This is a genomic window from Mesorhizobium sp. WSM4976 (assembly GCF_029625685.1).
Classification (GTDB): domain Bacteria; phylum Pseudomonadota; class Alphaproteobacteria; order Rhizobiales; family Rhizobiaceae; genus Mesorhizobium.
Window position 1 is genome coordinate 220,205 of sequence record NZ_JARTVT010000005.1, and the last position, 24,043, is coordinate 244,247.

Sequence of the window (24,043 nt, forward strand, 5' to 3'; positions counted from 1 at the left end):
CCCGCCGTCATCGCGAATGTCGAGGCGCCACTGGCCGGACTGTCGCTCATACCCAGCCAGCGGATCAGGTTGACCCAGATCAACGCCACCAGGTCGATCTGGCGGTCTCTTCGGCTGTCGCCGGAAAATTCCAGGGAGCGATTTGCGATCTTCGCTTCTCGGGTCCCTCGTCCCCGGTGTTGCGGTCAAAGAGATGACGATCGGAAGCAGTGGCTCGAACTCGGCGCGGCCGGACCTGAATCTGGCGAATATGTCACCGGCGTACTTCGCGCTGGTCATGGCCACCGGCATCGTATCTCTCGCGGCCTCCATGATGGAGCATCCGAACCTCGCGCTTGCCTTGTTCGTTCTCAACATTGGGCAATATGCCGTCCTGTGGCTGCTCTACATCCTGCGGGCATGGCGTCATCCGCGGCGGTTCTTCGGCGACATGGTCGCTCATCTTACCGGACCGGGCTATTTCACGACGGTGGCAGGCACCGGCATCCTGGCCAGCCAGTTCATGATCCTGCGTGAGGACATCGCCGCGGACGCGGCCTTGTGGGCGTTGGCCGTCGTTCTGTGGGTCTGCCTGACCTACACGATTTTCACCGCCTTCACCGTCAAGCGCGAAAAACCCACACTCGACAAGGGTATCAACGGCGGCTGGCTGTTGGCTGTGGTGGCTACACAGGCCCTGTCCGTATCCACGGCGCTGCTTGCCGCGCGTATCGACCAGCCGTATCGGCTCGAGCTCAATCTCATGGCTTTGTCGATGTGGCTATGGGGCGGCATGCTCTACATATGGATGATGTCGCTGATCTTCTATCGTTATGCGTTTTTTCGCTTTTCGCCCGGCGATCTGGCGCCGCCTTATTGGATCAACATGGGCGCCATGGCCATTTCCACGCTAGCTGGATCCTTGCTGATACTGAACGCGCCGCATGCACCGTACCTGACGTCCCTGCTGCCTTTCCTGAAGGGCTTCACTATCTTCTACTGGGCCACGGGAACCTGGTGGATACCAATGCTGCTCCTGTTAGGCATCTGGCGCTACGGGTACGAGCGTTTTCCTTTCGACTACGACCCGCTGTATTGGGGAGCGGTATTTCCGCTAGGCATGTACGCCGCTTGCACCTGGCAGATGGATCGCGCCATGGAATTCGGCTTTCTGTCGTATCTGCCTCGCGTGTTCCTTTACATCGCCCTGGCAGCCTGGACAGTGACGTTCATCGGTATGGTGCGTTCGCTCACGCGCGGCTTGTTGCAGGCTTAATCTTGGGTAGCGCGCACGCTCCAAATCCGGTCCGCGCAAACGCGAGGCCCCATATTCGAATGACACAGCAACTCAAAACGGCCCTTTCGCTGCGGCTAAAGCGCAGCGTTCAAGGCGTTCGCGTGGGGGCATGCTGAGCCGCGCCTCTCAGGAACGGTGGTCGGTTCGGGAAAGCCGGCGGCATTGCTGCCAACTGAAGAAATCTACCCGAATTCCAAAGGTCATCGGGCCGAATCTTTTCTGCCGATTTCGATCAACCATTCCGGCGGCCCGGCTCCAGGCGGTCGAGCATCGATGACGGCCGCAGGCTTTCCTGCCGCATGCAGTTGCCTGATATCATACGGCACGACTTTCTGCTCCTCATAATTGGCCGCGGGGCTTCCCTCCCATCGGACATCTTCATCAAAACGACTGGCGGGTTGCGACGTTCTTTTCGCCCCACCTGGTCAGCTTGTCGCCGGGCTCCACGCCCGCCCAGTTGACCAGTCGTGCCGCCATCTCTTCGATCATCGCCTCGATCGAAGCCGGCTTGACATAGAATGGCGGCACCGGCGGCGCGATGATCGCTCCCATGCGCGTCAATCTCAGCATCGCATCCAGATGCCCTTCATGCAGAGGCGCCTCGCGCGGCACGACCACCAACCTGCGCCTCTCCTTCAGGACGACGTCGGCTGCCCTTGTAAGAAGGTTGTCGCCCAGGCCGTGCGCCATCGCTGCAAGGGTCCGCATCGAGCAGGGCACGACGATCATGCCGTCCGTCCTGAAGGAGCCGCTGGCGATAGGTGCAGCCAGATCCTGGTGGGAGTGGGTATGGTTGGCGAGCGAAGCAAGCTGCGCCAATCCGTCGGCGCCGAGCTCGTAAGAAATCGTCACGCGCGCGCTCTTTGAGGTGACAAGATGCGTTTCCGCTCCGGCTCGGACCAGCTGGCGTATGGTCTCGAGCGCCAGCATCGAGCCGGACGCGCCGGTCACCCCAACTATGATCCGTTTCGTCATTTCCGCACCGAACCGGTTGCCTGCGGAAAAAGCTCGTCCCAGCGCTCGGAGACCCTTTCAACGATGTGAGACGACATCTTCAACTCCTTTCCCCACTCACGGGACGTTTCGGACCCGATCTTGCGCGTCGCGTCGAACCCGATTTTTCCGCCAAGCCCTTCTAGGGGCGACGCGAAGTCGAGAGTGTCGATAGGGGTTCGATCCAGCGTCATCAGGTCGCGTGAAAAATCCATTCGGGTGGCGACCGCCCACATCACGTCCGACCACGATCGGATGTCGATGTCGGCGTCCACCACCACGACCATCTTGGTCATCGAGAACTGCGGCAACAGCGACCAGAACCCCATCATCACCCGCCGCGCCTGTCCGGCATATTTCTTGACGATCGATATGACTGCGATCCTGTAGGAGCAGGCTTCCGGCGGCAGCCAGACGTCGAGAATTTCCGGCATCTGCTGGTGCAGCAGTGGCTTGAAGACATCGAGGAGCGCCTCGGCGAGGACGGACGGCTCGTCGGGCGCGCGCCCGGTGAACGTCGTGAGATAGTTCGCGCTATCCCTCACGCGAATCCGCTTGAGCTTGAAGACGGGAAAATGCTCCGCGCCATTATAGTATCCGGTGTGGTCGCCGAAGGGACCCTCCTGCGCCGTTTCGTTGGGTGAGACGGTTCCCTCGAGCACGATTTCGGCGCTGGTCGGGATATGGAGCTCGATGCTCTTGCAGGGAGACAGTCCGACCCGTCGGTCGTTGATCAATCCGGACAGCGACAGTTCCGATACGCCTTCGGGCGCCGGCATTACCGCCGCTATCAATGTCGCGGGATCGGCGCCGATGACGACGGCGACGGGCATCTCGATCCCCCTCAACTGCCACATGCGATGGTGGGCAGCGCCGCCTCGCATGGGCAGCCACCTTATGATCGCACGGTCCCGGGCAATGACCTGCATTCGGTATATGCCCAGATTGTATCTGCCGGGATCGTCGTCGCCCGGCGGCCGGGTGACGACCACCGGCCAGGTGATGAGAGGACCGGCGTCCTCCGGCCAGCATGTCTGGACGGGAAGGATTGCGAAATCCGGTTCCGCATCCCGCCATATCTTTGATGACGAAACGATCTTCGGGCGCGCCGCCAACGCTCCGCGCGCAGCAGAAAACATGTGGCGTGCCTCACGCAGGTTCTGCGGAGCCTGGGGGGACCTCATCCAAGCCAGCAGGGCGCCGAGGGTTTCCAGTCCGCGGATGTCCGTGCCCAGCCCCCAGGCGACACGCTCCCGTGTCCCAAAGATATTCGCCACGGCCGGAAAGGACGAACCGCCGCCCCGATCGTCCGTCGGCATCGTTATGCGCAGCGCCGGTCCGCGGGCCGCGATCACCCTTTTATGGATCTCCGTCAGCTCGAACCGCGTCGATACCGGGACACGGATTTCGCGAAGCTGGCCCTTCTCGGCCAAGTACGAAAGAAAGGATCCGAGATCGGAGAACTGGGGAAGAAGGCGATGATGCATGGCGAAATCCGGCACGACCGGGTCCGTCGGCGACGCCGTTCTCCCACGATGGCCACTCGAAAACATTGCGCTAGGTCAAAGAACGGGACGTTTGCGGGCGGTACGTTAAATCCAACCGCGTGAGGGCTGGTCGATGCCGAGGCGGTCGGGAAGACGTTCAGATGGCTAACAACCTAATCAACGGCACTTTTGATGCCTGCCGGGCCGTAATCGCAGTTTTCAAGGATCGCAGACGGAGCAAGACCGCCAGACGGGAGTTCTGGGCGCTTGGACCGGAGGAATGCACAGGCATGCTGAACGACATCGGCATGTCGGCCGCCGAGTTCGATGCGGCCATGCATCTGCCTCACGCATCGCAGGATTTCCTTACGTTGGCGATGCTTTCAGTCGGGATCGACCCCGACAATTTTGACACGCTGGAGTTCGCGCGTGACCATTTCCTGTCCCGAACCTGCATCACATGTCCGCATCGCCGCAAATGTCACGATCATATGCAGGCCTTCGATTTCGAAGGCCACTATCGGGATTTCTGCCCCAACAGCGAGAACTTCTCGAAGCTGCTCCGCAAGAGATGCGACGCCTAGCAGGCCGCGGGACCCTCATGATCGAAGCCAGACCGGACCACGCTTGAAGATGCGGCCGCCAAACGCCGAGCCAATGTTGCCAGGATTTGTTCGCCAGCTGTTTCCGGCGGTCGCAGGGCTGCCGCTCGGGCCGTTGCTGACATTGTCCTTGCGCTCGCTTGCCAGGCGGCGGCCCAACCTTTTCGAGCGCCTCGGCGAATCCCGATCGGTCTGCTTCGGTATCGATCCTGTCGACCTCGCATTCGCGTTCCGTGTGGTTCCGGAGGGACAACGATCCAGCGTCCGCGTCGTAAGCAAGGACGAGGCTGCTCGATCGGACGTGCAGATCAAAGGACCGCTTCTGACCCTGTTGGGCCTGCTTGACGGTACGCTTGACGGCGACGCGATGTTCTTCAGCCGCGTGATCTCGATAAGCGGGCGCACGGAAGCGGTGCTTGCCTTGAGGAATACGATAGAGGATGCCGAGCTTCGCCCTGCAGACCTGCTCGGACTGCACGGCATCCTGGCCCGCTATGTCGACACGGGTGTCCTCGGCGCCTTGAGCGTTGCGCGCCGGTTGGTCGACAAGAACCCCAGCGGGGCACGGGAAGCATGACGACGACACGCATGGAACTTGTCTGTCCGGCGGGAACACCTGCTACGTTGAGGGCAGCCGTCCAGGCGGGGGCGGATGCGGTTTATTGCGGATTTCGCGATGAAACCAACGCCCGCAATTTCCCCGGGCTCAATTTCTCCAGGGATGAGTTCGCCGAAGGTGTCCGCTTTGCGCATGACCATGGCAGCAAGGTTCTGGTTGCGATCAATACCTTTGCGCGCGTCGACGATGTCGATATCTGGAAGAAAGCTGCCGACGCAGCGGCGGAAAGCGGAGCGGATGCCATCATAGCCGCGGATTTCGCCGTCCTCGATCATGTGGCCAAGAACCACAAGCAGATCCGACTTCACCTGTCGGTGCAGGCCGCCGCGGCGACGCCGGAAGCGATCGGCTTCTATGCGGCTCAGTTCGGCGTCCGCCGCGTGGTGCTTCCGAGGGTTCTTTCGCTTCAGGAGATAGCGGCGCTGAACCGCGCCATCGACGTGGAAACCGAAGCCTTCGTTTTCGGCGGCCTTTGCGTGATGATCGAGGGACGCTGCTATCTCTCATCATACGCCACGGGAAAATCGCCGAACCTCAACGGTGTCTGCTCACCGCCGCAGATGGTGAGCTACGACGAGGAGCCGGGCGGCACGACGGCGCGGCTGTCCGGCTTCACTATCGACCGATATGAGCGCGGCCAGCCGGTCGGTTATCCCACTCTCTGCAAAGGCAAGTTCAAGGCCGGCGGTAGGACGTCCCATCTGTTCGAGGATCCCGTCAGTCTGAATGCCGGCGGCATGATCGCGGGCTTGAAGGCCGCCGGGGTGACTGCGCTGAAGATCGAGGGGCGTCAGCGCGGCAAGGGTTATGTAAGCGAGGTGGTGCGCGCCTTCAGGAAAGCCGTCGACGCGGTCGAAAAGGGCGGTGAGCCCGTCGACATCGGCCGGCTTCTGGCCGGCCAGTCGGAAGGGGCCCGGCAGACGGCCGGCGCTTACGAGAAGAAATGGAGATAGACGGTGCCCGAAATCGTCCGAACGGAAACCATGCTGACGCTTGGGCCGGTCTTCTTCCATTGGTCCCCCGACCGTCTCCTCGACTTTTACCGCAGGATAGCGGACGAGGCTCCGGTCGAGCGCGTCCACATCGGTGAAGTCGTCTGCGGAAAACGAATGCCGTTTTCCGATCCTGCATGGCCGGCCGCGATCGAACGGCTGGAGCGCGGCGGCAAGCAGGTGATTCTGTCCACACTTGCCGCGCCCGCGACCGTGCGGGAACGCAAGAGCCTCGAGGACATTTGCGGAGACGAGCGGCTGGTCGAGATCAATGACGTATCCGGCTTGCCATCACGGTCCGGCAAAGCCTTCGTCACGGGCCCGTTTATAAACGTCTACAACGAGGCGTCCGCGAAATTCCTGATCCGGTTCGGCGCGCAGACGATCTGCCCGCCCGTGGAATTATCGTTTGCGGCGGTCGGCGCCATGTCAGTGAAATGTCCGGAGGCCGAGTTCGAGATTTTCGCTTTCGGGCGGCTGCCGCTCGCTCTGTCCGGACGCTGCTATCATGCGCGGATCCATGGCCTTCACAAGGATTCGTGCCAATTCACATGCGAAAGGGATCCCGACGGTCTCGCGGTCGACACGCTCGACGACCAGCAGTTCCTTGCGGTCAACGGCGTGCAGACTCTTTCGAATCAGGTTCAAGCCTTCTGCCCCGCCCCTGACGCGCTTGCCTCAAAGGGCATCAGGCGCCTTCGTCTGTCCCCGCAGACATGCGACATGGTCGAGGTGGCGAGGATCTATAGAAGACTTGCCGACGGCAGGGAGGAGCCCGAAGACGCCCGCTTCGCGCTGTCATGCCTCGATCTCCCGGGCACCCTGGTCGACGGGTATGCCCATGCCAGGCCCGGTTGGCAGGCAACCGCGGTGCCCTGACTACAAATGACCCGTATCGCGATCGTGACCATCTCCGACCGTGCAAGCCGCGGCGAGTACGAAGATCTCGGCGGACCGGCGATAGAGCGCTGGCTTCGGCGTGTCCTGGCGCAGCCCTGCGATTTTGTTCGCCGCATCGTGCCCGACGGCGTGGAGAGTGTCCGCGACCTGCTCATCGAGCTTTGCGACCAGGCAGGCGCCGACCTGATCCTGACGACCGGCGGAACCGGTCCCTCGCCAAGGGACCTCACCCCGGAAGCCATGCGGCAGGTCATCACCAAGGAACTGCCCGGGTTCGGCGAGCTGATGCGGCAGGCAAGCCTGCAGCATGTGCGCACCGCCATCCTTTCACGCCAGACCGCAGGGGTCCGCGGCCGATCGCTGATCATAAACCTCCCCGGAAAGCCGTCCTCCATCGACGTGTGCCTCAGCGCCGTCTTCCCCGCCGTGCCTTACTGTCTCGAACTCATCGGCGCTGGCTCGATCGTGGTGAATTCTTTTTCAGGGTGATCCGCCGAGCAAGCCGGGGCAGGCGCCCCCCTCCTCAGTCTATCGCCGCAAGGACGCGCTCTGGCGAAAGCGGCAGTTCAGTGAGTTCGGTACCTAAGGCGTCATTCACGGCGTTGACCACCGCCGCCGCCACCGGGATCGTCGCAATCTCCCCAATGGCCTTGGCGCCGAAGGGGCCGGTGGGCTCCCCCTCTTCGACGAGCAGCACGCGTAGCGGCGGCATCTCGGGCGCATTGGCCAGCGTGTAGCGGCTGAAACTGTCACCGCGCATCCGACCTGTGGCGAGGTCGATTGCGACATCCTCATAGAGCGCGTAGCCGATGCCGATCTGGACTCCGCCGTGGATCTGGCCCTCCACCAGCATCGGATTGATCGCCCGGCCGACGTCATGAGCGGCGAGATAGTCGGTCACCTTGACTCGACCGGTAAGCCTGTCGACCTCGACCTCCGCGAAATGCGCCGCATATGAGCCGGGATTGGCTTGGGCGCGATAACTTTCGGTTGCCGCCGGCAGTTCGATCCCGCGGCTAGCCAAGCGGGCAGCGAGGTCCGGTAACGCGACGCCGGCGTCATCCCGGCGACGCACAGTGCCGGCCTCCAGGCGCAGATCATCGGCTGGCGTATTCAACTCCAGGCCCGCGGCTACGCGGACCGACCTTGCAAGGCTGACGCCCGCGCGACGGATGGCTTCCCCGCAGATGTAGGTCATGCGACTGGCGCGCGTGCCGAGGTCGTAGGGACAGGTGTCGGTATCGGCGGGAACGATGACGATGTCGCACGCCCTTAGTCCCAGCGTCTCGGCTGCAATCTGCGCCAATGTGGTGTCGGCCCCGCAACCGAGATCGTGAAGCGCGCAGATGAGCTCGGCCCGCCCGTCCGGCAACAGCCTTAAAGATGCCGTGGTTTCTTCATGGAAGCCTGGATAACAGCCATTGATGTGGGTAGCCGAGGCAACCCCTACCCCCCGTCGCCACCGCCCTCGCCCGACACCCCTCTGGCGGCGTCCGACCCAGCTGAAAGCTTCAGCCCCGCGCGCCAGGCACTCTCGGCCCCGGGCGTTGCCAAGGTCGAGCCCCTGCCAAGGTTCGATCGCGCCCGGGCCGACGAGATTCCTCTGGCGCAGGGCCACCGGATCCATTCCCATGCGGCGGGCGGCTATATCCAGCGAAATCTCCGCCATTGTGTGAATCTGCGGCGAGCCATAGCCCCGGAACGCGCCTGCCGGGACGGTGTTCGTGTAGACGGCGCGGCCGCTGTAGCGCTCCGCCGGTACGTCGTAGAGCCGCACCAGCCGCTGAAGCATCGAACTTGGCAGGTAATTGCCGCCGGTGCAGTAGGCGCCGATGTCGACGACCGTCTCGGTCTCGCGCGCAAGAATGCGGCCGTCGGACTTCAATCCGATCCGCATCCGCCCCGTGACGCTGGAGCGCGTGCGGGTTGCTGTGAATGTCTCCTGCCGGTCGTAGCGAATAATCACCGGCCGGTTGAGTTTCAGGGCGAAGAAGGCGCAGAGAGGGTCGAGGATCGGCTCCGCCTTTCCTCCGAACGAGCCGCCTATCGGGGTTTTTTGTACCCTTATCTTCTCGGATGGCAGGCTGAGCGCCTGGCCGACGACCGCCTGAACGGCAAAGACGCTCTGGCACGGCGACAGGACCAGGATGCGGCCGTCGGGTTCGGGCCTAGCGATACAGGCGTGAGTCTCCACGGCGCAATGATGGCTTCGCGGAGTTGTGACGCGGGTCTCGACGATCAGATCGGCGGAGGCGAACCCGGCCTCCGGGTCGCCGTAGACGAAAGTCTCGCCGGCAACGGGGCTCAAGAACGTTGGAGTATCGTCCTGCCGCAGCGGCAGCCCGGCATGACCGAGCGCGACTTCGGGATCGAAGATCGTTGGAAGGTCGACATAGTCGACCTCGATCAGCCTCGCCGCACGGCGTGCGATTTCTTCGGTATCGGCAATCACCGCCGCCACCCGATCGCCAATGTGGCGGACGACTTGCGGAAACATCTGTTCGTCCGCCAGCGCCTTCTGCCCCGAAAACCATATCGAACTGTTGTAGAGGTGAGCGGGCGTGTTGCCATGCCAGAACACTTCATGCACCCCTTCTACCGCCAGCGCGGCGGCAGGGTCGACACGAGCGACTCGAGCATGGGGATGGGTGCTCAGCACGAGCGCGCCGTGCAGCAGACCTTCGACATCCAGGTCGGCGGTGAAGCGCAACGCGCCCGTGACTTTCGCGACACCGTCAACCAGCGGCACGCGGCGCGACAACTGATTCATTGCACCACGTCCTCAAAGAGTTGGTCGCGCGGACTCAGTCCCACCGCTTGCGCGATCAGGTCGAGGCCCAGCCCGGAGATCGCGCGACGCTTGTAGGCTTGCGAATTGCGACCCGGGATCGCCGCATCGACATCGGCGGCCAAAGCTGCAAGAAAATCACGCAGTGTGGCATGTTCGAGTTTTCTGCCGGCGAGCGCCGCCTCCGCGATCCGCAAGCGCCGCGGCCGAGGCCCCAGCGCTCCTGCGGCGATTCGGACATCGCCAAAACGACCATCCTGGAACTCCGCCAACAGCGCGATGTTGAGACGCGAGATGCTGAGGTCCAGCCGGGGTCCGAGTTTGACAAAAGCGCTGCGTGGAAGGAGGCCGTCGCGCGGCAGTATCACTTCCGCGATCAGGAACCCGCGGTCAGGCGCGTAGTCGCAAATTGCGAGCTCGCGCGACGCGCCGTCGCGCCCGATGCATCCCAGGCGGGCTTTCGCTGCGACCAGCACGGGTACAAGATCGGCGGCTGGGGCGGCATTTGCGATGTTGCCGCCGATGGTGGCGCGGTTCCGAATCTGAACAGACCCACATTGCGCGGCAGCCTCGGCCAGGGCAGGCAGCCGCGTTGCGATGCCGCGATGCGCGGCGATCGCGGCAACAGTCGTAGCGCCTCCGACACGGATGCCGCCGTCATCGGCGCAGATGAAGGCCATGCCCGCTATGCGTGAGAGATCAATCAGCAAGCCGACTGCGGGCATCGGACGGCCTGCGATCAGCATGTCCGTCCCGCCGCCGATGAAATTTATCGGTCCCGCCACCGCGGAGAGCATCGCCCGCAGCTCCGCCAGGTCGGCCGGTGCGGCGACCGAGGTCTCGCTCATCGACAGGCCCCCTCGCGAGTGGCGGCGTGGGCGGCAACGGCCTGGACAATGGTCTCGAAACCCGTGCAGCGGCAGATATTGCCTGCCAGCGCATGGCGGATCTCGGCTTCGGATGGACTGGATTTGTCAAGCAAGAGTCCTTCGGCCGCCACCAGCATCCCCGGCGTGCAGTAACCGCATTGCACTGCGCCCAATTGCAGGAACGCATCTTGCAGGCCGCTGCTTCCGTCGAGTCCTTCGACTGTAGTGACTTCGCGCCCCGCGGCCTGGAAGGTCAGCATCAGGCAGGAGTTGATCGGCTTCCCATCGAGCAGCACTGTGCAGGCTCCGCACTCCCCTTCGCAACAGCCTTCCTTGACACCTGTCAGGCCAAGGACGTCGCGGAGAAACCTGCTTAACCGCAAGGCGGCCGAAACCTCCGTTTCGACCGCTTGGCCGTTGATTTTCAAAGATACTTTCATGGCGGGGAACGCTCTCGCATCTGATGTTTAGATGGCCTGCCCTTAGTGGCGGCTCATGCCAGCACCTCGTGCCATCGGGCATTGGTCTTGATCATCAGCCGCCGCAGCAGCAATCGCAGCCGGACGACAGCGATCTCTTGATCTCAACGCGCCAGATATCCGGCCCTTGCTGCAGGTATTCCCAATCGAACAGGCCAGGATATCTGGCTTCCATCTGATAGCGCAAAGGTCGCGGATCGTGATCGTTCACGATTACGAACGACTGCCCCTCGGCCAACGCATGGACCATTCCGAGAATTCGAGGATGGCGTTCCATAGGCGAGATAGCGCGTATGTCTAGCAGAGGCAGGGATGCGAGTTCTGATTCAGACATGTTCATACTCTCCACTACTGCGGAAAGCGCCGAACAGCCGACTCTCCGATCCGGCCTAAAAATCTAGCCCGTTCGAAATCCGCTTATTTGTCGCAGCGCAAACAATTCGCAGAAAGTGCGCTGGGTAAAGACCGGTTGCGAATGCCCGACCGCGCAGGATCCCTACATGCGTCGCTAGAAAGTGGAGCGCGCACGATCGGGCGCCGTCGCCCAGCTATGCGACAGAGATGAGCCAGCAGACGCGGAAGCGAGTCCACGGTTCTGAGTACGCCTCTGGGCGCTCGCACAGCAGCAAGGATCTCACGGACCTCCACCGACTTAAATGCACGGCTAGGCAGAATCATCTCTTGCCCCACGTTCGTGGCGGGCCACATCCCGCCACGAGCTGGTGTGAATGCGAACGAACCTCAAAGTTTCGTTCAGCCCTTGATGAAAGCCAGCAAGTCGCGGTTGATGACGTCCGCATGCGTCGTCAGCATGCCGTGCGGGTAACCTTTATAGACCTTCAGAGTGCCGTTCTTCAGAAGTTTGACCGACAGCTCGGCCGAGTCGTCGATTGGCACGACCTGATCATCGTCGCCATGCATGACCAGCGTAGGCACAGTAATCTTCTTCAGATCCTCGGTCTGGTCAGTGTCCGAGAAGGCTTTGACACCGTCATAGTGAGCCTTTGCGCTACCCATCATGCCCTGAAGCCACCAATGCTGGATCACGCCTGGATAAACTTTCGCGTTCGGCCGGTTGAAGCCATAGAATGGGCCAGCGGGAAAATCGAGAAACATCTGCGCCCGGTTATCGGCCAGCGCCTTGCGAATTCCGTCGAAGACTTCGATCGGCAGGCCGCCCGGATTCGATTCCGTCTTCAGCATCAGTGGCGGAATGGCACTGACGAGCACGGCCTTGGCAACGCGACCTTGCGGCTCGCCGAACTTGGCGACATAGCGCGCCACTTCACCGCCACCGGTGGAGTGGCCGATGTGAACGGCATTCTTCAAGTCGAGGTGTGCGGTCACCGCCGAGGCGTCTGCGGCGTAGTGGTCCATATCGTGACCACCGGAGACTTGAGCGGAACGCCCATGGCCGCGGCGGTCATGAGCGATCACGCGAAAACCCTGGTTGACGAAGAACAACATTTGGGCGTCCCAGTCGTCCGAAGACAGTGGCCAGCCGTGATGGAACATGATCGGTCGGGCGTCTTTTGGGCCCCAGTCCTTGTAGAAGATTTCGACGTCGTCCTTGGTTCTGACGAAGCTCTGGCTCATGTCGGAGATCCTTTGCTGGTTGGGGTGAATTTTTCCATTGCGATGGCTGGTACGGCCGTCGCAATGGGAGCGGTCGCGCGCCGCGAGGCTTGCCTGGCGAAGTCGTTGTTCCGAACTCCTGTTTGCCACGCGGCCAGGACGAAGCGGCGGATTACCTCGGTCCAGTTGCCGATTGACAGCGCCCCGAATCGATCATCGGTTTCAAAGACGTTCGTCGATCCAGCCTTTGATGTCGGCCATGACGATCTCCTTGTCCCTGTCATTGAGGAGATCATGGAAATGGCCGTCATACAGCTTCAGCGTCCTATCGGCCGAGCCGGCAGTGTCATAGAAGAGCTGGCTGCCGCTCGGCTTCGTCGCCTTGTCGGCCGTGCCATGCAGAATGAGCACGGGCAGCGTCATTAGCGGAAACTCGTCCTTGAGCCTCTGATCGGCGCGAACCATCTCAGCAATCGTCTTGCTCGGCTGGGTTTCATGGGCGATGAGCGGATCGGCATTCATGGCCTCGACGATGGCCGGGTCGCGCGAAAAGTCCTCGTTCTTGAGATGCAGGACGTGCGCGTGCGGTGCGATGTGGCTGAGCCCCTTGAGCACCGCAAGGGCGAAGTCCGGTGCCGGCACCTCGAACGCGAAGCTCTCGCAGATCAGCCCCGCGAGCCCCGCCTGGTTTTCCAGCGCGTAGAGGCAGGCGACCACACCGCCTGCGCTATGCCCCAGCAGGAACACCGGCAGGCCGGGCTCCCGCGCTTTGGCAATGTCGACGATGCCCGCGACATCGCTGACATAGTCGGAGAACTTGTCGACATAGAAGCGCTCGCCATCCGACCAGCCGCGTCCGCGCAAGTCAACGGCATAGACGGCCAGACCGTCGCCCATGAGCTGCTCGGCCACCCAACCATAGTAGCCGCCGTGCGAATTGAAGCCGGGGACGACAACGACGACGCCGCTCGGCTTGGCGAATGGGCGCCATGACCGAAAGGCTATCTTCAAACCGCCGTCACCCTCGAAACGATCAATGACTGGGTTGAGAACTTGCTGGCTCAATTTCTTCTCCTGTCGAGCTGCCAAGCTGAGGCTTGCGGAGGTGTCGGCTCAATGTCCTTCGACGGCGAAGACGATTTCCGCGAAGCCGGGAGCCGTCTTTTCGCGGAGCCAGTCGCGCTGCAGTTCGCAGGCGAACTGAACCCAACTTACGGGCACTGCCCCCGCCTGCATGATGCGTTCGAGCCCGGCCTGGTGTGCCACCACAGAGGTGCCGCCGACGGCATCGACCACGGCATAAACCTCGAAACCGTCGCGCAACGCATCGAGCGCGGGAAAGGCCAGGCATACCTCGGTCCAGAGAGCGGCCATAACGAGCTTCTTTCGGCCAGTCGCCCTGACGGCATCGACAAAGTCCTTGTCTTCCCATGCATTGATCGCCGTGCGGTCGATCGGTTCAACGGTCGGCAAAATGTCGCGCAATTGGTGAATGAGGGGCTGGTTGCGCCCGGTATTGACGTTCACCGTCGTCAACACGACCGGTACATCATAGAGTTTGGCGGTCTTCGCCAGCGCTACGATGTTGGCGACAAGGGTCCGCCTGTCCATTGACGCTACGGACGTTACCTGGACCGGTTGATAGTCGATTACCACCACGGCGCAGTTGCTGGGCGTCAAAAGATGGTCCTGGACTGGATTGCGCGTGGGTCGACTTGCCATGGGTCTCTCCCTTTAGGCACGCGGCTTGGTGGCCTGGGCGGTTACTTGGCAAGGAAATCCGTGACGAGCTTGATTGTGGCGTCTGGATTCTCCTCCATGATCCAGTGTCCTGAGCCGGGTATGATCCCGGCGGTTACATTGGTTGCGACAAAGCGCAGAACATCAGCCTGACCCATGCCGAAGGATTTTTCGGCACCTAGCGCCAGCACTGGCATGGCAACCTTGCCGCCCTTAGCGACAAATTCCTTGTTGTCGGTAGCATCCTGGCTGAACGCGGCGAACTGCTCGAAGGCATCGTGCATGGCACGCGGTCGGGCGTAGAGCTTCGAATAATGCTTGCGTGTCGCTTCATCGATGGCCTTGGGATTCGCCGACAGCTCATTCCAGAAGCGGTCGAGATAGATTCGCTCCCGGCCCGCCACCAATCGCTCCATATCGGGGCCACGGAAGTTGAAATGCCACAAGAGCGGCAAGCGGATGATGTTTTCCCAATCGCCGATACCAGGCAGCGGCGCATCGATGACGGCCCAGCGTGTGACGCGGTCGCGGTACTGGGCGACGAAGGCGTAGCCCACCATGTTGCCGATGTCGTGGGTGACGAGATCGACCTTGTCGATCTTCAGATGATCCAGGATGCCGGCAATATCGACCGCCTGGTTTTTCTTGGTGTAGCCGGTATCTGGATGGGCCGAGAGCCCCATGCCGCGCAGATCCGGCACGATCACCGTATGGTCTTTCATCAGCCTGGCAGCGAGCGGCGCCCACATGTCGCCGCTGTCGCCAAAGCCATGCAGCAAGAGCACGGCAGGCCCCTTACCGCCAACGCGAACGAAAAGGCTGGTGCCATTGGTGTCGATCGACTGAGCCTTAAATTCGGAAGGAAACGGGACAATCCGAGCCGTCGCCGGCAAGGTAAGAAGCATCACACCTAACGCAGCTATCACCATCTTGAGCATGTTGTTCTCCCAAAATCTTGAGCATGTGAGCCGAGCTGTCTCGGCCTGAAGGGCGATCTGGCCTCGAGAACAATAGGTCTCCGTGGTCCCGTTGAATTGCCTGAATCTGACCTGGATTGAAGAAAGCAGGCCTTTTCTTGCGCTGCCGCCCGCGCACGATTTTTCGTTCCGTGTGAAAGCAGGAGTGATAAGGCTGCTTTCACACGGGCAAGGAAGCGTCATGGATACCGGCAGGGGAACAACCCACGACGCGGGAGCGAAGCTGAAACTGCTCGAGCAAGAACTGGCCCGCTCGAGGAGTGACCTCGATGCCAGCCAAAAGGTTTCAGCCCGGCTCACTGAAGAGAACGAAACACTTCGTATCCATGCGGACCGGCGGCAGTGGGAGGCGGGCTTTCGACTCGCCACCGACACGACACCTGGATTGATCTGGTTCGGCGGTGCGGACGGTTCGGTCGAGTTTCTGAACACCCAATGGTGCGCCTACACCGGGCTCACCATGCAAGAGGGGCTGGGCTGGAACTGGATAAACGTTATCCATCCGGAAGACCTCCCCGGCCTGGTGGAACATTGGGGCGAGATCATCAAATCGGCACGTCCGGACGAGCACGAAGCACGGATGCGCCGATCCGATGGCGCGTATCGATGGTTTTTGTTGCGCTGCGCGCCGCTGCTCGATGAGTCGGGTACAGTGGTCCGGTGGTACGGCACGAACACGGACATCGAAGAGCGCAAACGAGTCGAGCAGGCGCTCAGTGCTTCGGAAAACCTGTCGCGCGGCCAGGTCGAGGCACTCAAGAGCACGCTCGACGCGCTGGCGATGGAGCCAGCCGCCGACAAGTTGGTGGAACACGTGCTGCGCATCATCACCGAGCAATTCGATGCGCATAGCATCAGCGTCTGGCGGCTGGATCCCGAGAGCGGAATGATAGCCATCGAGATGGCCTTCGAAGACGGCCGGGTCGTAACCAGCGCCGATCCGCGGTTCGCCGGCATGGACAAATGGTTGCCGATGGAAGAGCGCTGGCCGTGGCCGGAGGTCTTTCGTACGAGCAAGCCCAGTCTCATCGAAGACATCCGCACCGTTCCAGCCTTTGCTCTGCGCGATCGTCTGCTCCCGATGGGCATCATTACCGTGCTGCTGGTGCCGATGTTCGTTGCCGGCCGCCTTGAAGGCGCGATCGGTATTCGCTTCGTCGAGAAAAAGGTGTTCGGCGCCGAGGAGATGGACCTAGCCCAGGCACTGGCTAACCAAGTGATGCTGATGATCCAGTTCGCGCGCCTTTCGACTCAGACACGCGAAACGGCCGTGATCGCGGAGCGCAATCGCATCGCACGCGACATACACGACACTCTTGCCCAAGGGCTTACGGGCGTGATCGTGCAGTTGGAAGCTGCTGAGGATGCTAATCTGCGGGGCCTTTCAAGAGAAGCTGGAGAGCATCTGGACCGCGCCCGTCGCCTGGCTCGCGAAAGTCTCAACGAAGCCCGGCGTTCCGTGCACGCCCTGCGACCACAGGTGTTGGACGACAGCAACCTCAGCGGAGCGCTGGCCGAGTTGTTCACGAAGATGACGGCAGGAACCAGCCTGAAAATGGAGTTCGCGGTGCTTGGCGCACCGCGATCGCTGCCTCCGAATTCGGAGGAGAATCTGTTTCGTATCGGTCAGGAGATTCTGACCAACGCCTTGCGCCATGCACAGGCGAAACTCTTTACCGCCAAGCTGATTTTCTTGCCGGGAGAAGTTTGCCTTGATCTGCATGATGACGGACGCGGCTTTGATCCCTCGAGCAAGAATGATGGATACGGCTTGCTCGGAATCAGGGAGCGGGTCGAAAGAATAGGCGGTCAGCTGGTTGTTCAAAGCTCGCCCGCAAAGGGCACGGCCGTGCGCATCACATTGCCCTCGCAGGAGGCTTGAACGTCATGAGCAATGCGGCCGAAACAACGCCAACCGCCAGGATCAAGGTTCTGATTGCCGACGACCACGTAACCGTGCGCGAAGGCTTGGCAGCAATCATCGGCCGTCAGCCGGACATGCTGGTCGTCGCAGAAGCCGCAACCGGCCGCGATGTCGTCGATTTCTGGCGGCAGCAGCGTCCCGATATCGTGCTGCTCGACCTGCGTATGCCGGTTCTCGACGGTGTTGCGGCCATGGGCGAAATCCGACAGCAGGACCCTTCGGCGCGCGTTGTGGTTTTGACCACCTTCGACACCGACCATGAAATTTCCCGGGCCATCAAGGCCGGTGCGCGCGGCTATCTGCTGAAGGACGCTCAGCGAGAAGATCTGCTCGACTGCATCCGGAAGGTTCACGCAGGTGAGATCTGCATCCCGTCACTGCTGGTGGCAAAGCTTGCGGCCGCCGTCAGCAGCGAAGAGCTCAGCGGCCGCGAGATGCACGTGCTGACCCTGTTGGCGCAAGGCAAGGGCAACAAGGAGATCGGCCTCAGCCTGCACATCAGCGAAACGACCGTGAAGTCGCATTTGCGAAGCATCTTCAACAAGCTCAATGTTCTAAGCCGGACCGAAGCGATCGCGGTCGCCAGCCGGCGGGGTCTGGTTCAACTTTAGCAGGTCCCTGGCTCGAGCACTTCTGTCGCCGCCCCGGCCGCGCTTGCTGTCCTGGTTCGAAAGTATGAGCCGGCGCCGGCCCATTGGAAGGGCCGGAAATTCCATCGCCTCACCAATTTCGCGAGACCTTCACGAAGCGCATCATATCGGCGTTGCAGGAGCGATGTGCTGCCGTGAGGGACAACCGGTGACCAGTCAAACGACAGATCGTTTGGGCGAGCCGACGCCGGGCTTCATGGCAGCGGCCGAGATAACGGTTTCGCATAGACAGATGCGATGCATGGCCGGCGTTCGTGTCGAGATCGCCCACCTGCATGGTCCGTGCCAGCATCCCGAAGACCTCCGGTCAAAACGGCCGCGTCTGACCGCTATTCTGGAGCAGGTCGGCGGCCCCGTGGAAATGCTGCTGACACCGCACTGCCCGGCACCGTCCATGCCGACCTCCGCGGAAGAGACCGTCAGACATTTGACGTTCGTCCCAGCCGGCATCCCTCTCTGGCAGGTTACCCGACGGTCCCACTACATCCGCCGACTGATCATCGATTTTGATCTTGCTGAGCTGGCGGAACGTTTTGGCGAAACGTTCGAATTCACATCCCGTCTCGCGCCGCGCGTGATGTTCCAGGACGACCGCCTTCTGGCTCTCGTCGAATTGCTGGCGGATGCTTGCGTCGGCACCGACCCGGATGATCGCTTCTATGGCGACAGCCTTGCCCTAGCGATATCCCACAATCTGTTTGGCTTAAGGAGGCAGGAGGAGAGAAGGGGTGGACTTGCCCCCGCACAGCTCCGGCGCGTGACGGTGCTGATGGAGCAGAGCCTGCCCAAAGCCGTTTTTCTAAAGGACCTGGCCGATGTGATTGGGCTTTCCGAGGCCTATTTTGCCCGTGCTTTCAAGGCCTCTACGGGTGTGTCGCCGCATCGCTGGTATCTTGCCGCGAAGATACGAAAGGCACAAAACGCACTCCTCGAAACAAGCGACACACTGGCCGAAGTAGCACTTGCCACCGGATTTGCCGATCAGAGCCATTTTACGCGTGCCTTCAGGACGATCACTGGATTGTCACCCGGGGCTTGGCGCAGGACCATTCGGCAAAGGCATCCGGATGTGCCGTCGCTTAACTATGCAGACGGCTTGCCTGACCGGAGAATCGCCTAAGGACCCGGACATATATATGCCTGTGAAGCTCATGATCCGAGCGAAACAGACGATCGCTCTCGGCCCGGCCACCCACAACTGGATCGCCTTCGGATTCTTCGCTGATCCGGCAAGATCGGATCGGCGGCTGACACATGGGTGTGATCTCGCGCAAGGTCAGGTGAACGATCCGCTTTACGTGTGATATGACTTGAACAGGACACGCCATGATCGGGGACCCGAGAATCATGTTCTACTCCCGGGAAAAACTGATTGTCTGGACTAGCCCTCCCCCCTGCCTGTTCTCCAGCGTGATCGTCCCACCGTAGCGCTCGATGATCTCCTTCGCGATCGCCAGCCCCAATCCCGCACCCGGAATCAACTGCGTGCGCGCCGGATCGACCCGGAAGAACGGCTCGAAGGCCTTGTTCAATAGATCCGGCGGAATGCCGGGGCCGCGATCGACGATGGTGAGAACCGCCTGGCCGCCCCGCCCGCTAAGCGAGACGGTACAGTTCTTGCCGTGCGTCGCGGCGTTCACGATCAGGTTGCGCAGCGCCCGGCGCAGGCCGAGCGCGCCGGCTTTGACCTACACATGATCGAGATGGTCGATCGTCACCGCGTGACCAAGCGAGACCATCTCGACCTCGATATCGCGAACCAGCCTGTCCAGTTCCACCGGCTCGACCGCGTCCTGGCAGGAGCGGATAAGGAACGGCAAGCTCGCGTCCTCCACGAAATCCTACGCGGACGCTGCGCAACTGGAGCGCACTCTCTACAAGGCCGGCGAGGCAAATCTCCTCGATGTATTGGACGCCGAGCGTTCAGCCTATTCGGCGGAGGACTCGCTGCTGCAGAGCCGCGTGTCGATCGCGACCGGCTATATCGCCCTCAACAAGGCGCTCGGCGGCGGGTGGGACGATGTCGTCGATAGCGCGACACCCGAGATCATAGACGTCACGACTAGGCCCCACTTCGCGGCGAAAGTCGTGGCGCAGTGAACAAGATGAACGGTCAATCAGAGGAGAGAGAAAATGACCGACAACGGCTCGAAAGACGCAATTTGAAACTCATGGCAGACGGCTGACGCTCCCGCCGAGCATAAAATCCTAGCTTCTCCCCGGCGAATAAAAAGCCCGCCGGCCGGAGCCCGCGGGCTTGATGTGCTGCCAAGCGGAAAGGCTTAGACAGGCCCAGAAACGATGATCACCTGTGCAGCTACAGCCCCAAGGCGATCGCGCTTGTGGAGAGTTGGCTTCTCGTAAGTCTTCTTCATGGGTATCCCCCGGTTGATCCCTCAAACGGGACAAAATTGGCGTGCGGTACTCTGGTTGTCAACCAGGGGCGAGCGAGACCATGTGTTCTAATGCTAGCAGTGGCTAAAGAGAGTCTCGCACTTCGCAATACGCTACCCGCCCAGGCCCTTGGCCGCCACCCGCTGGAACAGGTCATCGACTTGCAGCGGTGGAAGGCTGGCGTCCTCGGCAATCCACCAGGCAAGGACCGCAAGGAATGCGCCGGCGATGAACTGAACCGCGAATTCGACGGGCACGTCATGTCCGATCCGCTTTTCGACAAGTTCGGTCCGCACGGCGCGCCGGATCCGCTCGCGCAATTCGTCGTGCATGGTGTCGCCGCTGCTCGCAAGCAGCGCGTGATGGAGCGACCGGAACGCGCGCGCGTGCTCGAACGGAGCGGGTTCAAGATCACCGACAGCGGCGCTGTCGGGACCCGGAAACTGAACTATGTTCGCGCGACGGTGGTCCGGAGCTAGCCGGCTTGATGGCGGACGCTATGTTCAGCTTTGCCGCTCTGAAAGCCACAATAGTGGAATTTCGGAAGACTGGATCCTTCCCAGGAGCATTGGTTTTAGACCGGTGCAGCTTCGTGGAGCCGTGCTGCCCAACTGGAAAGCATTGGCCATCTGGAGCCAGACTTCCTCGTCGTCCAATGTTCTGATCGATTGAAAGTGAATTTTCGTTAGAGGTGCAGTCCATGAAAAGCAGAGAGCCTGCCGTCTACGCACCGAGTTAGAGTCCACCCATACAGAGATACTTCATCTCGAGATACTCCTCCAAGCCATGTCTCGACCCTTCGCGACCGATCCCCGATTGCTTCATGCCGCCAAAGGGAGCGGCTTCCGATGACATCCGCCCAGTGTTGATACCGATCATGCCATATTCGAGCGCCTCGGCCACGTGCCAGACGCGCTTGAGATTGGAGGCATAGAAATAGGCGGCAAGGCCGTAGATCGTATCGTTGGCTGCGCGCACTACCTGATCGGGATCGTCAAAGCGGATGATCGGCGCGAGCGGCCCAAAGGTCTCCTCCTGCGCGAGCAGCATCTCGCTGGTGATGCCCGTCAGTACCGTCGGCTCGAAAAAGGTGCCGCCGTGACCTACCCGGCTTCCGCCGCAACAGATGGCTCCGCCTTTCTCGATCGCATCCGCAATATGAGCCTCGATCTTGGCGAGGGCATGGGCGTCGATCAACGGCCCGACGGCGACACCCGGTTTGAAGCCATCGCCGACCAAGAGCGAGCGAACCCGCGCCGTAAATTTCTCGACGAATTCGTCGTGCACGCCTGATTGCGCATACAGCCGGTTGGCGGAGACGCAGGTCTGTCCAGCATTGCGGAACTTTGCCTGGATTGCACCGTCGACGGCAGCATCGACATCGGCATCATCGAAGACGATGAACGGCGCGTTCCCGCCCAGTTCGAGGCTGACTTTCTTGACCTGATCCGAGCACTGGCGCATCAGCAGCCGCCCGACTTCGGTTGAGCCGGTGAAACTGATCTTGCGCACTTTTGGATTGACGCAGAGCTCACGCCCGACCGCTGCACCTTCGGAGGCATAGATCATATTGACGACGCCATCGGGGAAACCCGCCTCCGCCGCCAGCGCGAACATCGCGCCAGCGACGAGTGGCGTCTGCTCAGCCGGTTTCAGGACGATCGCGCAACCAGCCGCCAGAGCCGGAGAAATCTTGCGGGCCACCATCGAAGCAGGAAAATTCCAGGGCGTAATGGTGCCAACGACACCGATCGGCTGCTTGATCACCAGCATCCGCCGATCCGTCGAAGGAGCGGAAATCGTCTCGCCATAGATGCGATTGGCCTCTTCCGCATACCATTGCAAGTAAGCGGCGGCGTGCGAGATTTCCGATACTGCCTCGGGCAGCGGCTTACCCATCTCGGCGGTCAGGATTGCAGCCAGGTCATCCGTGTGATCAAGGATCAGTTGGTGCCAGCGCCACAATGTGTCACTGCGATCTCGAGCGGTCAGAGCTGCCCATTTGGCTTGCGCGACGTAGGCCCTGTCGATTGCAGCTTTCGTTTGCGCGGCTCCCATGTCGGGAAGCTCAGCGAGCAATTCGCCGGTTGAGGGATTGAAGACCTGGAACACGCTTCGCTCACGCTGTTCGCCGCAGGATGCCAAGCAGTCCAGCGCGGCGAATAGACCCGGTTGTTTTAGATGGCGAAGCAGCGGACTCTTTATACCCGACACAGAAAAGCTCCTTTTGATAAGGCGACGTCTCTTCTGGCGATGTCGCGGAAAGCTGCGTAGCCGCAGCGTCACCTCGGCAGTTATTCCAGCGCACACGATAGGCGTCTGGGTGCTCGCCGGAGGAACCCGGCTTGCAACAGCACTACTCTGATCCCGCGTCACGTCACATCGATGACCGCCATCAGTCCGCCGCCGCCCTTCTGAGGCTGACGGTCAGTGCCTGGGTTATTCAGCATCTCGCTCGCGTACGGCTACGCCGTCGCTCACCCGGTCGCTTGGGTGCATCACGACCCGATCGCCCTCCGACAGGCCGGACTTAATCTCTGCCACCCTGCTGTTCCGGTGTCCGATCTGGACCAGAGTCGTACGCGCTCGTGCGTCCTTGGCGACATACACCGCCCAGTCGTCGCCCTTTCGAAACAGCGCCGCCACCGGAACGGTGAGGACATTGTCGTCCGGCCAACTGGTCACGTGCACGATCACGCGATAGTCGTGCCCGAGCAGCGACCATTTCTCGGGAGGGTCGACGAAGTCGATCTCGGTGTGGACACGCTGCTCCTCGATCCCGAGCGCTGAGATTTTGAGAAAGCCGGCAGGGTCGACACGCGTCACCTTGCCTTGAAGCGCAGTCCCTCCCCAGCCGTCGATCCGGACGGCGGCGCCGGGCCTGATCTGGACTGCATCCGTCGACAGCAGGTCCGCGACCACTTGCAGATCGAGCGGATCGCCGATCTCGACCAATGGGGCGCTAGGCTGGACCATGCCCTCGCTCTCCTGAACAATCTTCAAGATGCGGCCGCTTACTGGCGCACGAAGTTGGATGCAGCAGGCCGGATCGGATTGCGCGACATCGTCCGCAGGCTGGCCGAGCCGCGCCTGAATGATCGCCTGCTCGTTGCGCCGGACCTCGACTTGCGCCTTCGCGCAGGGCCTCGTTGGTGACGGTCTTCGATATCTGCCCGTCGCTGAAGAACAGGACCCGATGCGCGACTTCCTGGATGATGGCGTTGTGGGTGATGATGACGGTGGTCGTGCCGAGTTCGGCTGTCGGCTCATCGCAGAGCAGCACCTCGGGACGCTTGGCGATCGCGCGGGCGATGGCGACGCGCTGCTGCTCGCCGCCGGACAGCTGCGCCGGAAAATGATTCATGCGCGGCTCCAGCCCGACGAGAGCGAGAGCTTCCTCTGGACGCATCGGATCGTCGGCGATCTCGGTGACCAGCGCGACATTCTCGTAGGCCGTCAGGCTGGGGATCAGATTGTAAAACTGGAACACGAAACCGACGTGCCGGCGGCGATAGGACGTCAGGCCTCGATCGTCGAGGTCGGTCAGCCGCAGGTCCCTGAAGGAGAGCTCGCCGCTGGTCGCGTGATCGAGCCCGCCCATGATATTGAGCAGCGTCGATTTCCCGCTGCCTGATGGGCCGAGCAAGACGACCACTTCCCCTGCCGAAATCTCTAGGTTCACGCCGCGCAGGGCGTGCACCTTCGTCTCGCCGGAGACATAGGTCTTGGTCAATTCCCGAGCGGCAAATACTTTGTCAGTCATGCTTTCTTGACCTGC

The 24,043-nt window shown here is 61.5% G+C and carries 26 protein-coding genes and 1 pseudogene; 12 read left to right on the plus strand and 15 right to left on the minus strand.

Features of this window, described 5'->3' with window-relative positions:
• Positions 1–193 precede the first annotated feature (193 nt).
• Positions 194–1,255: a tellurite resistance/C4-dicarboxylate transporter family protein gene (locus P9272_RS08375; RefSeq protein ID WP_278160150.1), complete on the plus strand. Its 1,062-nt coding sequence runs from the start codon at positions 194–196 to the stop codon at positions 1,253–1,255.
• A gap of 402 nt (positions 1,256–1,657) precedes the next feature.
• Here P9272_RS08375 and P9272_RS08380 read toward each other — a convergent pair whose 3' ends face one another.
• Both P9272_RS08380 and P9272_RS08385 read right to left on the minus strand, forming a co-directional pair.
• Positions 1,658–2,251 (minus strand): UbiX family flavin prenyltransferase, encoded by a 594-nt coding sequence (locus P9272_RS08380; RefSeq protein WP_128256617.1) that lies wholly within the window; start codon positions 2,249–2,251, stop codon positions 1,658–1,660.
• Positions 2,248–3,756 carry a UbiD family decarboxylase gene (locus P9272_RS08385; RefSeq protein ID WP_278160151.1) on the minus strand — a complete coding sequence of 503 codons (1,509 nt, stop codon included), beginning with the start codon at positions 3,754–3,756 and terminating at the stop codon, positions 2,248–2,250. The genes P9272_RS08380 and P9272_RS08385 overlap by 4 nt, the downstream gene beginning before the upstream one ends.
• Positions 3,757–3,917: 161 nt before the next feature.
• On the opposite strand from P9272_RS08385, the gene P9272_RS08390 reads away from it, so the two are divergent.
• The 5 genes from P9272_RS08390 (at position 3,918) to mog (ending at position 7,358) form a co-directional block, all read left to right on the plus strand.
• Positions 3,918–4,340, plus strand: coding sequence for a hypothetical protein (locus P9272_RS08390; protein WP_128256619.1), 423 nt, complete (start codon positions 3,918–3,920; stop codon positions 4,338–4,340).
• Between the two features lie 76 nt (positions 4,341–4,416).
• A complete protein-coding gene (locus P9272_RS08395) occupies positions 4,417–4,935 on the plus strand; it encodes an SCP2 sterol-binding domain-containing protein (RefSeq protein WP_278160152.1) in 519 nt (172 codons plus the stop codon).
• Positions 4,932–5,930, plus strand: a complete 999-nt coding sequence (locus tag P9272_RS08400) for a peptidase U32 family protein (RefSeq protein ID WP_278160153.1) — start codon at positions 4,932–4,934, stop codon at positions 5,928–5,930. The genes P9272_RS08395 and P9272_RS08400 overlap by 4 nt, the downstream gene beginning before the upstream one ends.
• Positions 5,931–5,933: 3 nt before the next feature.
• A complete protein-coding gene (locus tag P9272_RS08405) occupies positions 5,934–6,848 on the plus strand; it encodes a U32 family peptidase (protein ID WP_278160154.1) in 915 nt (304 codons plus the stop codon).
• A 6-nt stretch (positions 6,849–6,854) separates the two neighbouring features.
• Positions 6,855–7,358 carry a molybdopterin adenylyltransferase gene (gene mog / locus P9272_RS08410; RefSeq protein ID WP_128256622.1) on the plus strand — a complete coding sequence of 168 codons (504 nt, stop codon included), beginning with the start codon at positions 6,855–6,857 and terminating at the stop codon, positions 7,356–7,358.
• 34 nt (positions 7,359–7,392) lie between these two features.
• Here mog and P9272_RS08415 read toward each other — a convergent pair whose 3' ends face one another.
• From P9272_RS08415 to P9272_RS08450, 8 genes are all read right to left on the minus strand, one after another.
• Entirely contained in the window at positions 7,393–9,630 is a 2,238-nt protein-coding gene (locus P9272_RS08415) for a molybdopterin cofactor-binding domain-containing protein (RefSeq protein WP_278160155.1), read from the minus strand.
• A gap of 5 nt (positions 9,631–9,635) precedes the next feature.
• Positions 9,636–10,505, minus strand: a complete 870-nt coding sequence (locus P9272_RS08420; RefSeq protein WP_278160156.1) for an FAD binding domain-containing protein — start codon at positions 10,503–10,505, stop codon at positions 9,636–9,638.
• Positions 10,502–10,966, minus strand: coding sequence for a (2Fe-2S)-binding protein (locus P9272_RS08425; protein WP_278160157.1), 465 nt, complete (start codon positions 10,964–10,966; stop codon positions 10,502–10,504). Before P9272_RS08425 ends, P9272_RS08420 begins: the two co-directional genes overlap by 4 nt.
• A gap of 94 nt (positions 10,967–11,060) precedes the next feature.
• On the minus strand, positions 11,061–11,339 hold the full coding sequence (locus P9272_RS08430; protein ID WP_278160223.1) for a DUF2249 domain-containing protein: 279 nt from the start codon (positions 11,337–11,339) through the stop codon (positions 11,061–11,063).
• A 419-nt stretch (positions 11,340–11,758) separates the two neighbouring features.
• Positions 11,759–12,601, minus strand: coding sequence for an alpha/beta hydrolase (locus P9272_RS08435; protein ID WP_278160158.1), 843 nt, complete (start codon positions 12,599–12,601; stop codon positions 11,759–11,761).
• Between the two features lie 201 nt (positions 12,602–12,802).
• Entirely contained in the window at positions 12,803–13,645 is an 843-nt protein-coding gene (locus tag P9272_RS08440; RefSeq protein WP_278160159.1) for an alpha/beta hydrolase, read from the minus strand.
• Positions 13,646–13,693: 48 nt separating this feature from the next.
• On the minus strand, positions 13,694–14,260 hold the full coding sequence (locus tag P9272_RS08445) for a hydrolase (RefSeq protein ID WP_347404041.1): 567 nt from the start codon (positions 14,258–14,260) through the stop codon (positions 13,694–13,696).
• A gap of 83 nt (positions 14,261–14,343) precedes the next feature.
• Positions 14,344–15,258, minus strand: a complete 915-nt coding sequence (locus P9272_RS08450) for an alpha/beta hydrolase (RefSeq protein WP_278160224.1) — start codon at positions 15,256–15,258, stop codon at positions 14,344–14,346.
• Positions 15,259–15,478: 220 nt separating this feature from the next.
• Here P9272_RS08450 and P9272_RS08455 point away from each other — a divergent pair, with 220 nt between their 5' ends.
• The 4 genes from P9272_RS08455 (at position 15,479) to P9272_RS08470 (ending at position 19,175) form a co-directional block, all read left to right on the plus strand.
• A complete protein-coding gene (locus P9272_RS08455) occupies positions 15,479–17,179 on the plus strand; it encodes a histidine kinase (RefSeq protein ID WP_278160161.1) in 1,701 nt (566 codons plus the stop codon).
• Positions 17,180–17,184: 5 nt separating this feature from the next.
• Positions 17,185–17,832, plus strand: coding sequence for a response regulator transcription factor (locus P9272_RS08460; protein ID WP_128256631.1), 648 nt, complete (start codon positions 17,185–17,187; stop codon positions 17,830–17,832).
• Positions 17,833–18,019: 187 nt separating this feature from the next.
• Complete coding sequence (locus tag P9272_RS08465) at positions 18,020–18,991, plus strand: AraC family transcriptional regulator (RefSeq protein WP_278160162.1); 972 nt, start codon at positions 18,020–18,022, stop codon at positions 18,989–18,991.
• 16 nt (positions 18,992–19,007) lie between these two features.
• Positions 19,008–19,175: a hypothetical protein gene (locus P9272_RS08470; protein ID WP_278160163.1), complete on the plus strand. Its 168-nt coding sequence runs from the start codon at positions 19,008–19,010 to the stop codon at positions 19,173–19,175.
• A 48-nt stretch (positions 19,176–19,223) separates the two neighbouring features.
• On the opposite strand, the gene P9272_RS08475 is transcribed toward P9272_RS08470, so the two are convergent.
• Positions 19,224–19,538: an ATP-binding protein gene (locus P9272_RS08475; RefSeq protein ID WP_278160225.1), complete on the minus strand. Its 315-nt coding sequence runs from the start codon at positions 19,536–19,538 to the stop codon at positions 19,224–19,226.
• A gap of 21 nt (positions 19,539–19,559) precedes the next feature.
• Complete coding sequence (locus P9272_RS08480) at positions 19,560–19,691, minus strand: hypothetical protein (protein WP_278160164.1); 132 nt, start codon at positions 19,689–19,691, stop codon at positions 19,560–19,562.
• Positions 19,692–19,731: 40 nt separating this feature from the next.
• Between P9272_RS08480 and P9272_RS08485 the strand changes: the two genes are divergently transcribed.
• Together P9272_RS08485 and P9272_RS08490 are read left to right on the plus strand one after the other, a co-directional pair.
• Positions 19,732–19,971 (plus strand): TolC family protein, encoded by a 240-nt coding sequence (locus P9272_RS08485; protein ID WP_347404044.1) that lies wholly within the window; start codon positions 19,732–19,734, stop codon positions 19,969–19,971.
• 365 nt (positions 19,972–20,336) lie between these two features.
• Positions 20,337–20,744 carry a hypothetical protein gene (locus P9272_RS08490; protein ID WP_278160165.1) on the plus strand — a complete coding sequence of 136 codons (408 nt, stop codon included), beginning with the start codon at positions 20,337–20,339 and terminating at the stop codon, positions 20,742–20,744.
• 256 nt (positions 20,745–21,000) lie between these two features.
• On the opposite strand, the gene P9272_RS08495 is transcribed toward P9272_RS08490, so the two are convergent.
• The 3 genes and pseudogenes from P9272_RS08495 to P9272_RS08505 form a co-directional block, all read right to left on the minus strand.
• Positions 21,001–22,458, minus strand: coding sequence for an NAD-dependent succinate-semialdehyde dehydrogenase (locus tag P9272_RS08495; protein WP_278160226.1), 1,458 nt, complete (start codon positions 22,456–22,458; stop codon positions 21,001–21,003).
• Positions 22,459–22,704: 246 nt separating this feature from the next.
• Positions 22,705–23,241 (minus strand): HlyD family efflux transporter periplasmic adaptor subunit, encoded by a 537-nt coding sequence (locus tag P9272_RS08500; protein WP_278160166.1) that lies wholly within the window; start codon positions 23,239–23,241, stop codon positions 22,705–22,707.
• A gap of 181 nt (positions 23,242–23,422) precedes the next feature.
• Positions 23,423–24,028: pseudogene (locus tag P9272_RS08505) on the minus strand (ABC transporter ATP-binding protein); the annotation flags it as partial.
• Positions 24,029–24,043 lie beyond the last annotated feature (15 nt).